The 12976-nt window shown below is 61.8% G+C and carries 10 protein-coding genes; 1 reads left to right on the top strand and 9 read right to left on the bottom strand.

All coding sequences use genetic code 11. From position 1 onward, the window contains the following. Positions 1–169 precede the first annotated feature (169 nt). The 3 genes from leuA to CO657_RS14345 form a co-directional block, all read right to left on the bottom strand. Positions 170–1903, bottom strand: a complete 1734-nt coding sequence (leuA, locus tag CO657_RS14335) for a 2-isopropylmalate synthase (RefSeq protein WP_054182554.1) — start codon at positions 1901–1903, stop codon at positions 170–172. Positions 1904–2332: 429 nt separating this feature from the next. Then, the gene (locus tag CO657_RS14340) at positions 2333–3562 is read right to left on the bottom strand and encodes a benzoate/H(+) symporter BenE family transporter (protein ID WP_054182747.1); all 1230 of its coding nucleotides are present in this window, start codon (positions 3560–3562) and stop codon (positions 2333–2335) included. Between the two features lie 134 nt (positions 3563–3696). Next, positions 3697–4281 (bottom strand): ATP-dependent Clp protease proteolytic subunit, encoded by a 585-nt coding sequence (locus tag CO657_RS14345; RefSeq protein ID WP_003593011.1) that lies wholly within the window; start codon positions 4279–4281, stop codon positions 3697–3699. Between the two features lie 279 nt (positions 4282–4560). Here CO657_RS14345 and CO657_RS14350 point away from each other — a divergent pair, with 279 nt between their 5' ends. Further along, complete coding sequence (locus CO657_RS14350; protein ID WP_054182553.1) at positions 4561–5331, top strand: DUF2076 domain-containing protein; 771 nt, start codon at positions 4561–4563, stop codon at positions 5329–5331. Positions 5332–5512: 181 nt separating this feature from the next. On the opposite strand, the gene queF is transcribed toward CO657_RS14350, so the two are convergent. The 6 genes from queF to CO657_RS14385 all read right to left on the bottom strand — a co-directional run bounded on the left by queF (position 5513) and on the right by CO657_RS14385 (position 12904). After that, positions 5513–5977 (bottom strand): preQ(1) synthase, encoded by a 465-nt coding sequence (gene queF, locus CO657_RS14355; RefSeq protein ID WP_054182552.1) that lies wholly within the window; start codon positions 5975–5977, stop codon positions 5513–5515. Beyond that, positions 5977–6891, bottom strand: coding sequence for a CDF family cation efflux transporter EmfA (emfA, locus tag CO657_RS14360; protein WP_054182551.1), 915 nt, complete (start codon positions 6889–6891; stop codon positions 5977–5979). The genes queF and emfA overlap by 1 nt, the downstream gene beginning before the upstream one ends. Before the next feature lie 208 nt (positions 6892–7099). Then, positions 7100–7771 carry a DUF2161 domain-containing phosphodiesterase gene (locus CO657_RS14370; RefSeq protein ID WP_054182550.1) on the bottom strand — a complete coding sequence of 224 codons (672 nt, stop codon included), beginning with the start codon at positions 7769–7771 and terminating at the stop codon, positions 7100–7102. Positions 7772–7786: 15 nt separating this feature from the next. Then, on the bottom strand, positions 7787–8026 hold the full coding sequence (locus CO657_RS14375) for a hypothetical protein (RefSeq protein ID WP_003561395.1): 240 nt from the start codon (positions 8024–8026) through the stop codon (positions 7787–7789). A gap of 167 nt (positions 8027–8193) precedes the next feature. Beyond that, positions 8194–10383: an anthranilate synthase gene (locus tag CO657_RS14380; RefSeq protein ID WP_054182549.1), complete on the bottom strand. Its 2190-nt coding sequence runs from the start codon at positions 10381–10383 to the stop codon at positions 8194–8196. 262 nt (positions 10384–10645) lie between these two features. Then, complete coding sequence (locus tag CO657_RS14385) at positions 10646–12904, bottom strand: TonB-dependent hemoglobin/transferrin/lactoferrin family receptor (protein ID WP_054182548.1); 2259 nt, start codon at positions 12902–12904, stop codon at positions 10646–10648. Between the last annotated feature and the right edge of the window lie 72 nt (positions 12905–12976).

The raw sequence follows: 12976 nt of genomic DNA on the forward strand, positions 1-12976 counted from the left end.
TCCCCGCTGGGGAGAAGAGACTCGCGGCGGCGTCCCGGTTTCCCCTTCTCCCCAGCGGGGAGAAGGTGCCCGTAGGGCGGATGAGGGGGCCGCTGGCGCTGACAAAAGCGAATGCCCGAAGCATCGGCGACGGCAATGATCAAAGCGCCAAAATTACTTCACCAATTAATCAGGCCTTGCCGGCTTTCATATCGAGCACGCGGTTGGCGGCCGAGACGATCGCTTCCAGCGATGCCGCGACGATGTTGGTATTGATGCCGGCGCCGAAGAGCTTGCCGCCGGGATAGGAGGTCTCGACATAGGAGATCGCCGCCGCGTTCGAGCCGTGCTGCAGAGAATGCTCGGAATAATCCTCGACCGACATCTCGATGCCGAGATAATGCGACAGCGCGTTGATGAAGCCGTCGATCGGGCCGTTGCCGCGGCCTTCGATGCGCTTGATCTCGCCATTGTCGGTAATCTCGGCCGCCACGATCCGCTGGCCCTTGTGCTCGGTATCGGGATAGGTGTGATGATCGACGAACCTCAGGCGCGCATCGGGCTGCGTCACGTAGCGCTCGATGAAACGGTCGTAGATCCGCTTTGAAGGAAGCTCCTTGCCCTCGACGTCGGTAATGCGCTGGATATCCTCGCGGAATTCCACCTGCAGATTGCGCGGCAGGTTCAGCCCGTAATCCTGCTGCAGGATATAGGCGATTCCGCCCTTGCCGGACTGCGAGTTGATGCGGATGATCGCCTCATAGGAACGGCCGACATCGAGCGGATCAATCGGCAGATACGGCACTTCCCAGACGGGGTGGTTGGCAACCTGGGCCGCCTTCATGCCCTTGTTGATCGCATCCTGGTGCGAGCCGGAAAAGGCCGTATAGACCAGCTCGCCAACGTAAGGATGACGCTCGCCGATCGCCATCTGGTTGGAATATTCGAACACCTCCTTGATGCGCTCAATGTTCGAGCAGTCGATTTCGGGATCGACCCCTTGCGTGAACATGTTCAGCGCCATCGTCACCATGTCGACATTGCCGGTGCGCTCACCATTGCCGAAGAGCGTGCCTTCGACACGATCGGCGCCTGCCAGCAGCGCCAATTCGGCAGCGGCGATGCCGGTACCGCGGTCGTTATGCGGGTGCAGGGAGATGATCAGGTTCTCGCGATTGTCGAGATTGCGGCACATCCACTCGATCTGGTCGGCATAGACGTTCGGCGTCGCCATCTCGACGGTGGACGGCAGGTTGATGATCAGCTTGTTGTCGGGCGTCGGCTTGACCACCTCGATGACGCCATTGCAGATTTCCAGCGCCACTTCGAGTTCCGTGCCGGTAAAGCTCTCGGGCGAATATTCGAAACGGTAGCCGCCGCCTGCCTTAACGGCCATGTCGGTAATCATCTTGGCGGCATCGACGGCGATCTGCTTGATCCCCTGCACGTCCTTGGCGAAGACGACGCGGCGCTGCAGCTCGCTGGTCGAGTTGTAGAAATGCACGATTGGGCGGTTTGCGCCTTCCAGTGCTTCGAAGGTGCGGGTGATGAGTTCCGGGCGGCATTGCACCAGCACCTGCAGGGAGACGTCGGCGGGCACGTTGCCCTCTTCCACGCACCAGCGGGCGAAATCGAAATCGGTCTGCGAAGCCGAGGGGAAACCGATCTCGATTTCCTTGAAGCCCATCTCCAGCAGCAGCTGGAACATCCGCGCCTTGCGGTCGTGGCCCATCGGGTCGACCAGCGCCTGGTTGCCGTCGCGCAGGTCGACCGAGCACCAGACCGGCGCCTTGGTGATGGTCTTCGTCGGCCAGGTGCGGTCGGGAATGTTTACCTGCGGATAGGCCCGGTATTTCACCGCAGCGTCAGGCATGCCTTTTGCGGAGGCCGTTTTTCCCTCGGAGAATTGCGTCTTTGCGTTCATCGTATCGTCTCCTCGTCCCGGCATCTGCCCCGCTCTTAGCCGATCGCGTCAGGCTTGGCGATAAACAAATGCGGACCTTTGTCGGTCGTTAGGTCAATTTTGAAAATGAGTCGCGAGGAGCGATGGCCGGGCGGGCTTTCGGCCGCCGGGCGCTCCTCAAAGGACCCGGCAACCGCGCGTAAGGCCGAGGAGAAGAAGCGAGGTCAGGGCGCGCGTATTGTCACGCAGGGCAATGCGGCCGCGTGCAATCGTGTCTGAAATTCTGGCGCCAGTGGTCTTCATGGCCGCGCTTATAACCTTGGGCCGTGAAACTGGCAAGCCCTTGCTCGGGCTTTTGGCCGCCGAAGGCGCAACGCCATTCCGCTAAAGCTCTTTGTTTTTATGCATGTCGTTATCCCGGAACCGCTGCACACTTCCGGGCGACATGCATTAGCGCTGCTGGCTTCGGTCCTTCCAAACGCTCACCAGCCGCGACAGCGCCAGCATCAGCCCGCCGGCGATCAAGCCCCAGAAGGCGCCGGAAATGCCGCCGAAGGAAACGCCGGAGGCGGTGACGAGGAAGGTGATCGCCGCCGCCTCGCGCGACTCCGGCGCCTGGAAGGCCGACATCGCCGAGGAGGAAAAAGCCCCGACGAGCGCCAGCCCGGCCACCGCCTCGATCAGGATCGGAGGCGCAAGCGCGACGAAAGCCGTCACCGCGCCGGCAAGCAGCCCGAGGATGACATACCCGACGCCGGCGGTCAGTGACGCCCAATAACGCCGCTTCGGATCCGCGTGGGCATCCTGTCCAGCGCACATCGCCGCGGTGATCGCCGCCAGATTGACCGCGTGGCCGCCAAACGGCGCCGACAGCAGCGAGAAGAAACCGGTGACGGCAAAGAGCGGACCGGGCTTCGGATCGTAGTGGTTGACCTTCAAGACGGCGATGCCCGGAATGTTCTGCGAGGCCATGGTGACGATGAACAGCGGCAGCGCGATCGAGATAAGGCCGGCGAGGCTGAACACCGGCCGGACGATTTCAGCCGCCGGCACCAGCGATTGTTCGAGCGAACTGAGCGCGCCGTCCGGAATATCGACGCCGAAGGTGAGCACCAGCACGAAGGCCGCGAGTGCCGCCGGCACCGCCCAGAGCCGTTTGAAGGCGCCGACGACGATCCAGGCGACGACGATCGGCAGGCCGAGGACGGGATTGAAGCCGATCGCCTTCACCGGCGCGAAGCAGAGGCCGATCAGCACGCCGGAGAGCATCGCATTGGCAAGCGGCGCCGGAATGGCGGCGACCGCCCGGCCGAGCGGCTTGAACAGCCCGGCGATGACGATCAGCGCGCCACAGATCAGGAATGCTCCGACCGCCGCATTGAAGCCGCCCTCGATCGGCCCGGTGCTTGCCAGCAGCGCGGCACCCGGCGTCGACCAGGCGATGCTGATCGGCAATCGCGTCACCGCACTGAGCACGATCGCGCAGATGCCCATGGAGATCGACAACGCCATCAGCCCCGAAGCCGCCTGCGCATCCGTTGCACCGACCGCATCGAGCCCGTGCAGCACGACGGCAAACGAGCTGGCGGAGCCGACGAAGGCGGTCAGCAGCCCCATGAATAAGGCCTGGACAGAAAAATCTTTGAGCATGGCGGAACTCGAGCTGCGGGAATGGCGCATGGAGCATGACGGCTGCCGCCCGCGCAAGTCCGAATTCAGCTCTTTCCGTTCAGCAGCCGCGTCTTCCGGCAGAAACAAAACGCCCTCGCCTGCTGCTGCAGGCGAGGGCGTTCAAGTGCATTACATGAGAAAACTCAGATATCGGCCTGTGACGTCACGATCCGCGAGACAAGACCATAGTCCTTCGCCTCTTCGGCCGACAGCCAATAGTCGCGATCGGTGTCCTTGGCGATCTTGTCGAGCGGCTGGCCGGTGGCTGCCGCCATGATCTTGTTCAGGCGCTCGTTCATCTTGATGATCTCGCGTGCCTGGATCTCGATGTCGGATGCCATGCCGCGCGTGCCGCCCGAGGGTTGGTGCAGCAGGAAGCGGGTGTTCGGCAGGCACAGGCGCTGCTCTTTCGGAGCGGCGACATAGATTAGCGCGCCGGCGGAGGCGACCCAGCCCGTGCCGATCATCCAGACCTTCGGTTTGATGAACTTGATCATGTCATGAATGGAATCGCCGGATTCGACGTGGCCGCCGGGCGAATTCACATAGATGCGGATGTCTTCGTCGCTGGCCGCGGCAAGCGCCACGAGCTGCGAGCAGACCTTCTGCGCCAATTCCTGATTGATCGGTCCGTAGATGAAGATCGAACGCGACTTGAAAAGATTCGCCTCCGTTTCCTTGCCGAGCGGCAGTTCCTTCGTCTTGTCGTCCTGGTCTTCGTCGTTCATTCGAACCTCTTGGAGATGAATTCGGCTTCCCCGCACATAGTGCGACTCAATGCCTAAAACAATGCGGGAAAAACACAAGGCACCGAAGCGATGGAGATATCCTTAAGAAGCCGCGTGCCGTTCTGCAAGCCTTACTGAAATGTAACGGTGAAAGGCTTTGAAAAGCCTGAATCGGTTCCTACCTCAACCTCACGCAGCGATAGCTGCACCGAAAAACCATGGAGCGCTTTACGCGTCCGGTCGGATACGAGAGCGCTCCGGACCAACAGGAGGCAGAACATGTCACCCGAAGAACGCGAATTGCTGACCGCCCTCTTCGACCGCGTGCGCACCGCAGCGGCCCAGCCGCGCGACCGCGACGCCGAGGCCCTGATCGACCAGGCAACGCGCGAACAGCCCTCCGCCACCTATTATCTCGCCCAGGCCGTCATCGTTCAGGAAAAGGGGCTGGAAGCGGCCGCCAACCATATCAAGGAACTCGAAGAGCATGTCCGCCAGCTGGAAGCCGGCGCCAGCGAGCACCGCCAGGCCGAACAGGGCGGCGGCTTCCTGAGCTCGATCTTCGGCAACACCCAGACGCAGCAGCCGGCACCCGTCCCTTCCAATCCCGGTCCCTGGGATCAGCAGTCCCGCGCCTATGACGATTCCCGCGGCGATGGCCGCCAGCCGCAGCAGCAACAGCCGACCGGCCCCTGGAGCCAGCAGGCCTATGCGCCATCAGCCGGCGGCAGCTTCCTGCGCGGCGCGCTCGGCACGGCCGCCGGCGTTGCCGGCGGCATGTTGCTTGCCAATTCGCTGAGCGGCATCTTCGGCAATCACATGTCCTCGCTCGGTTGGGGCTCGCCCTTCGGCGCCAACCCCTTCGGCAATGCTAGCGCCCCCACCGAGGAAACCGTCATCAACAATTATTATGGCAATGACGACACCAGCCAGACGTCCGACAATGCGGCCGATAGTAACGACAACGACAACGACAACGACAATGTGCAGCAGGCCGATTATGACGACTATAGCGATGACTCGTCGGGCGACGACGTGACGGATGTGTGAGGTTTAGCGGTTGGAGACGGGGCAGCGGTTGCCGCACCGTATCCCGGCCCTTCGCTTAAGCTCAGGCGTTCGCCGCTGCAATCGATTCAGAGCAATTCCAGAAAAAGTGTGCAGCGGTTTTTCGTCCGGAATTGCGTTGAAAGAAAAGCTATCGATTGCTCGGGCTTTGCCCGACCGCAGCTCACCCACGTCCGCGATAAGTGGCGACGCCCTGCTCCGGCAGCCACACACCTTCCGGCGGTTTGCCGGTCTGCCAGAAGACGTCGATCGGAATGCCGCCGCGCGGATACCAGTAGGCGCCGATCCTCAACCACTTGGGATCGAGCAGCTCGACGATGCGCTTGGCGATGTAGATCGAGCAATCCTCGTGGAAAGCGCCATGGTTGCGGAAGGAATGCAGGAAGAGCTTCAGCGACTTCGATTCCACCAGCCATTCGCCCGGAATGTAGTCGATAACGATATGGGCGAAATCCGGCTGTCCGGTCATCGGGCAGAGCGAGGTGAATTCCGGCGCGGTGAAGCGCACGACGTAGTCGGTGCCGGCATGGTTGGACGGCACTTTTTCAAGCACCGCCGCCTCCGGCGACTGCGCGGTTTCGGTTTGCTGGCCCAGCATCGACAGGCTGGAAACATCGGTATTCGGCATCATGCCTCCTTGACGACTTTGACGCGGATGCCATGGGCCTTTTCGCCCTCCGGCTCCACGTGAATGGCTATTTTGGCGCCCTCGTGCACCGCACTGATGGCATCCTCAAGGCGGTCGCATATATCATGCGCCTGCCGCACCGACATAGTGCCGGGCACCACCATGTGAAAATCGATGAAGGTGACGGCGCCGGCCCGCCTGGTCTTCAGGTCGTGCACCCCGATCGAGCCTGCCGCATGGGTGGCGATCGCCTGCTTGATCGCCTCCTCCTCGCGCGGCTCGACGGCTTGGTCCATCAGCCCGCCGATCGATTGCGAGATCACCTTCCAGCCCTGGTAGATGATGTTGACGGCGACCAGAATGGCAAGCACCGGATCGAAGATCGCATAGCCGGTCGCGAGCGCCAGCAACAAGCCGGCGAGCACGCCGACAGAGGTCACCACATCCGACAGGATATGCTGCCCGTCCGCGGCAAGTGCCGCCGAGCGATGTTTGCGACCGGTCCGGATCAGCAGCCGCGCCCAGACCGCATTGATGACACCAGCCGCGAAATTGATCGCAAGGCCGAGCACCGGCGCATCGAGCATGCGCGGCGCGGCGAGGTAACCGATCGCCTCGTTGACGATCAGGAGTGCGGCGACGACGATCAGCACGCCCTCGGTCACCGCAGACAGATATTCCGCCTTGTGATGGCCGAAGGGATGGTCGTGGTCGGCCGGCTTCTGCGCATAGCGAATGACGAAAAAGGCGATGAAGGCGGCAACGACGTTGACCGTCGATTCGAGCCCGTCCGACAGCAGCGCCACCGACCCGGTGACCCACCAGGCCACCATCTTCAGGCCCATGACGCCGAGCGACAGCGGAATGCCCCACATCGCCAGCGTCCGAACCGTAAGATCGCCGTTGTCACTCATATCGTCCTCCTGCGGTTGCGAATGAATTGCAGGGTCCAAGCCATTGAAATGCAAAACCGCCCACGCGACTATCGCGAAGGCGGTTCAGTTAAGGGTGATATGGGCGATGAAGGAGGAATTGTCAAAGGGGAATGACACTCCGTTCACAGGCGTTGCCATCCTCGATCGCGAACCCGCCAACGGAGTCCGGCGAGGCCGGTCGCGCGGCTCAGGCAGGCGTGTCTGAAATCACAGGCTGCGGCCAGCGCAAAAGCGCGGCCTGCCCCGCCGGCGTCAGTGCGTAGATGCCCTTTTCGATGCGCTCGAACCATCCGTAGACGTTGTCGCGCAGGATCGGGCCGGCATTGGCCGCAAGCGCCTTCATCTCCCGCGGCCGCTTGAGCCCCTGCTCGAGGGCCGAGGCACAGAGCAGCGCCTGTTGGCGATAAGCGGTCATGATCGGCGCGCGCGAACCGCCGCCGACGGCGGGATCGCCACGCCGCCGCTGGTGCTCGCTGACGAGGCGCGAGCGCCGCTTCGGGTTGGTGCGCGGCATCGGCGAGATCGAACTGACGATGATGCTGACCTCGCCGGCGTCGGAGACCCCGAGCATGCCGATACCGAGCCGCCGGCAGAGATCGCGGTAGCGCCTGTCGGCCTCCCGCCCGCGCCCCTTGGCGGAAACGCGCGCCGCGATCCAGACTTCATCGCTCATCGCCGCACGGTCGACCGCCTGGAGAAGGAGCTCAAGGTTGAAGGAGAGTTTCAGTTCACAGACGACCACGACCGGCGGCTCGCCATCGCTCAAGCCGACGAGATCGCATTTTCCAACCTCACCCTTGACGACATAACCGGCCGCTTCCAGGAAGGTTTTGACCGGCAGATAAAGCGACGTCTCCATGCTGAAACCTGGACCTCAGGCGGCGTTGAGATCGGCAATCTCACCATAGCGCGCCAGCAATCGCGGCGAAGACATGTCGCCGGTTTCCTCGTCGACGATCACCGCATAGGCCGCCACGCCGACGAAGCGCTCAGCCATCGCCGAGGCGATCTTTTCCGCGCTGACGGAGTTGGATGCCTGGCGCATTTCACCGGGCACGAGATTGCCGCGGTTCTTGCGGTAAGGGAGAACGATGAACTTTTCAGCATTGGCCACGGCGGCGGGCTCCGATTGATCGTTCCTGAAATGTTCTGATTTGATTGATAAAGTCAACCCGGCTCTGCCATGCTTGCCCGCGTTCCTTCGCTGCTCGTCGTATCCACGTCGGAATGCACACCTCGCCCGCCCTTCCCGCAAGCAGGAAGGGCAAGGCCGAGTTGCGCTCAGGCAGCCTTGGTCTTCGCCTTGCGGGCCAGATGCGCCACGACATTTTCGATCATCCGCATGCCGGCATCGCCGCCGAGCGTCATGATCGATTCCGGGTGGAACTGCACCGCGGCGATCGGCTCCTTGGCGTGCTCAATGCCCATGATCGTGCCGTCTTCGCTTTCCGCGGTGATGATGAAGTCGCGCGGCAGCGTCGAGGGATCGGCGAAGATCGAGTGGTAGCGGCCGACCGTCACTTCCTTCGAAAGGCCGGAGAAGACGATGCCGGGCTCCAGCACGCGGATGCGCGAGGGTTTGCCGTGCATCGGCAGCGCCAGATGGCGCAGTTCCCCGCCATAGGCTTCGGCGAGCGCCTGCAGGCCGAGGCAGACGCCGAAGATCGGCAGGTTGCGCGCCCGCGCCTTCTTGATCGTCGCCTTGCAGTCGAAATCCTTGGGCGTTCCGGGCCCGGGCGACAGCACGACGAGGTCCGGGTTCAGCCGGTCGAAGATTTCCTCCGGCACCGGCGTGCGCACGGTCGAAACGCTCGCCCCCGTCTGGCGGAAATAATTGGCGAGCGTGTGGACAAAGCTGTCCTCGTGGTCGACGAGCAGGATGCTGACGCCCTTGCCGACGCTTGCGACATCGCGCTGGGTCTTGCCGGAATTGCCGGTCTTGGCGTCGCGGATGGCGGAAAGCATGGCAGAGGCCTTCAATTCTGTTTCGGCTTCTTCTTCTTCAGGAATGGAATCGTTGAGCAGCGTCGCCCCGGCGCGCACCTCGGCGATACCGTCCTTGATGCGCACCGTGCGCAGCGTCAGGCCGGTGTTCATGTCGCCGTTGAAACCGACCATGCCGATCGCTCCACCATACCATGCGCGCGGGCTTTTTTCACGGCTCTCGATGAAGCGCATCGCCCAGAGCTTCGGAGCGCCGGTGACGGTGACGGCCCAGGCGTGGCTCAAGAAACCGTCGAAGGCATCCATGTCGTCACGCAGCCGGCCCTCGATATGATCGACCGTGTGGATGAGGCGCGAATACATCTCGATCTGCCGGCGGCCGATCACCTTGACCGAGCCAGGCTCGCAGACGCGGCTCTTGTCGTTGCGGTCGACGTCGGAGCACATGGTCAGCTCGGATTCGTCCTTCTTCGAATTCAAGAGCTTCAGGATCTGCTCGCTGTCGGCGATCGGGTCGTCACCGCGCTTGATCGTGCCCGAGATCGGGCAGGTCTCGATCCTGCGGCCGGAAACGCGCACGAACATCTCGGGCGAGGCACCGACCAGATATTCCTGATGGCCGAGATTGATGAAGAAGGAATAGGGCGACGGATTGATCGCCTTCAGCCGCTTGGAAATGTCGGAAGGCTTGCTTTCGCAGCGCTCCATGAATTTCTGCCCGGGCACAACTTCGAAGAGATCACCCTTGCGGAAACTTTCCTTCGCCTTGACGACGAGTTCGGCATATTCGCCGGGTCGGTGATCGCTCTTCGGCGGAATGGCATCCGTGTGCTTGAAAGGCTCTGGCGCGATATCCCCAGCCTTGCCCTCGGTCGTCAAGCCGCCCTTTTCGAAATCGTAACGGTCGATCCAGGCCTTGGCGGCATAGTTGTCGACGACGAGGATTTCGTCCGGCAGGTAGAGCACCATGTCGCGCTGGTCGGAGGGCCGCGTCAGCTTCAGATCGATCGCATCGAACTGGAAGGCGATGTCATAGCCGAAGGCGCCGTAGAGTCCGAGGCTCGCATCCGCCTGCGAATAGAAGAGGTCGGTGACGGCACGCAGCACGGTAAAGACCGTCGGCATCTTCGAGCGCTCTTCCTCGGTGAACACCCGATCCGGCGCTTTGACCGAGAGGTCGAGACGGCGGGCGGAGGAAGCCCCGAGCACGAGGTCGGACACCGTTTTCAGCCGCTCGGTGACGAAGCCGAGAAGCACCTCGCCGCGTTCGTTATAGGCCTCGATCCAGACGTCGCGCCCGAAGGAGGAGATGCCGAGCGGCGGATCGACGACGGCGGTATCCCAGCGCGTATAACGTCCCGGATATTCGTAGTTCGACGAGAACACCGCACCGCGGCGCTCATCGAGCTTGTCGATATAGGAAGAGACCGCGTCGCCGTAGGGGATCGCACGCCGCTGCCGCGTGACCGATATCCCGCCCTTGGTCTCGTAGATTTCCGCACCATCATCCCGCAGGATCGTTACCATTGTTCCACTCCGTTATCGGGGCCCGGACGACAGGCGGCGATAAATAAAAAAGCCGCCTCGAAGTTTCGGGCGGCTCACTCGTCGTCGTCTTTGGACACGATTGGTCGAGGCCGCCTTAGCGAGCCCACCACCAAACAGCAATGTTCAAGGACTTGATCATGGAAAAATTGTTAGCCTGAGATCAGCCGCCGCGCAAGAGGCGATTGCGCGAATGAAAGGGGCGGCCCGAAAGCCGCCCCACCCCAGCCTTGAAGACTTGTAATCAGAACGTCTTGGTGAGCGAGACCTTGAAGGTACGGCCAGGCTCGGAATACCACTCCAGAGGCTGCGATGCCGTCGCCGAGCTCAGGTTGACCTCGCGCACGGCGAGTGCGTTATAGTGCTCCTGATCAAAGATGTTGTAGACACCCCCCTGGATGCGCAGGCCCGGCAGCTGTTCCGGCGTCCACCAACCGGTCAGGTCCACGATCGCATAACCGGGCGCATCGAAGGTCGTGTCGGCGGTGTTGGTGATGGGCGTCTTGAGGTGGTCGGTCAGCATGCCGGCAGAAAGCGTCGAGGAAAGGTCGAAGCCGAAGGTTTCGTTGCTCCAGCCGCCGCCGACAATCGCCTTGAACGGCGCCACCGAGCGCAGGCGCTGCGTGGTTTCTTCATTCCTGCCATAGGCATAGGCAAGCGACGCATGCAGATTGATGCCGTTGTTGAAGGTCTTGGCGGCGCTGGCTTCGATACCTGAGATCGTCGCCGCTGCCACGTTCGTGTAATTGAACTCCGTGAAGCCGGTCGCGTCGACGCTCGTCACCGTCTCGATGAAGTTCTGGTAGCGGGTGTGGAAAAGCGCGACCCTTCCGGTAACGTCGCCCGTGTCGAAATTGGCGCCGACTTCGATGCCGCGGCCGATTTCCGGTTCCAGATCAGGATTACCGAGCTGGGCGTAGCGGCTAGTAGGGTTGTAGAAGCGGCTGTAGAGTTCGTCGACGGTTGGCGCGCGGAAGCCGACCGCCAATTGCATGTAGAGTTCCACATCAGGCGTCAGGTCGTATGTTGCAAGGATCTTCGGCGACAGGGCGGCTTCCGTCCGGTTGCGAAGATCGCCGAAACGAGTAAGGCCGGTATTATTGGCAAAATCGCCGCCGGTCGAGGGATTGTAGTTGAACCAGTCGAAGCGGAAACCGGGTGTCAGCGTGAAGCCGGTATTGCCGATTTCGATCTTGTCTTCGACAACAAGACCAAGGTTTTGGCTGTCGACATCAGGTACTTCCGCCTGGTTGTTCAGTGCCGGGCATGTTGTCGATGTGGGGCAAAGAGCCCAGCTATACTGGCTCCAGCTGGAGACGCCGACATCGAGACCGACGCGCATGGAGTGGTTGAGACCGGAATATTCGAAATCCTTCGTCGCGGTGCCGCTGAAGCCCCAGGTTTCGTTTTCGATCTCGTTGTTACGGCCATAGGCCACATTGGCGGTCGTGCGGCCCCTGCTGCCGGCTTCCTTCTTCAAATCCAGCCAATAAAGCGTGGCGCGAGCACTGCTGAAGAAGGCATCGGAGGACTGCGCTTCATAATCATAATCGAGCGACACGCGATCGCGGTCGCGCAGTTCGCGACCGTCATAATTGTCGATCATGAAGTTACGAGGGCTGGAGCCCCCCTGAAGTTGGCGCAGGTCGGTTTTTAGATCCCGGCGGAACCGTTCCGCTGTCAAGCCGATGCGATGGCCGCCTTCCAACTCCTGGCGCAGTTTGAAGAGCAGGTTATTCTGATCGAAGTCAGCCGGATTCGCCTCGGTGCGAAGAGCACCGTAGCTGTCGTTGTCGCCCATATTGTCGCGTTCATGGCCTTTGCGGTAGCCGCCCTGGAACAGGATCGAGGTGCCGCCGATCTTCTTGGCAGCGGCGGCTGAGCCGGAAAGACTCCTGTCTTCGCTGTCATAGGTTGACTTGACGATTGCACCCCAGTCGCGGCCTTCAGGAATGAGATCCTCAGGCTCCAACGTATTGAGAACGATGGCGCCGCCGAGCATGCCTGAACCGCCCTTGCTCGAATCCGCGCCGCGCACGATATCGAGTGAAGATAGCGAATCGAAATCGAAGGTATCGCCGCCGCCATTGGCGTTGGCAGGCGCAAAAGCGCCCTGGCGCGAGCTGTTCGAAATATAAGGGATCGGAATTCCGTCGATGGTGGTCAGGATGCGAGCACCGGAAAGGCCGCGCAGGTTGAAGCCTGCATCGCCACGCGAATAGTTCACACCCGCATCGACGCTGCGGCCGATATCGTCGTAATTGGTGACCTGCTTCTCTTCCAGTTGCTTCTGGGTGATTTCCGTTGCCAGCGGCGTGTCGGCGACGCTGCCCGGCGCCACGCGTTTGCCCTTGACGACGATCTTCTGCAGGACGGTGCTGTCGTCCGTCGTCGCTTGCGGCGTGGTGGCCGCAGCGCTTTGCGCGAAAGACTGTGAAACAGGAAGAACAACTGCGGCTGCCGTGCAGACCAATAGAACCGAGCGCCAATATCGGACGATCATAACCTACCCTCTAAATGATGATTACCGGGCTGGCTGGTCGTGGCGCGTCGAACGCTCGAGGGGCTGGCTGGG

The sequence above is a fragment of the Rhizobium acidisoli genome (genome assembly GCF_002531755.2).
GTDB lineage: Bacteria > Pseudomonadota > Alphaproteobacteria > Rhizobiales > Rhizobiaceae > Rhizobium > Rhizobium acidisoli.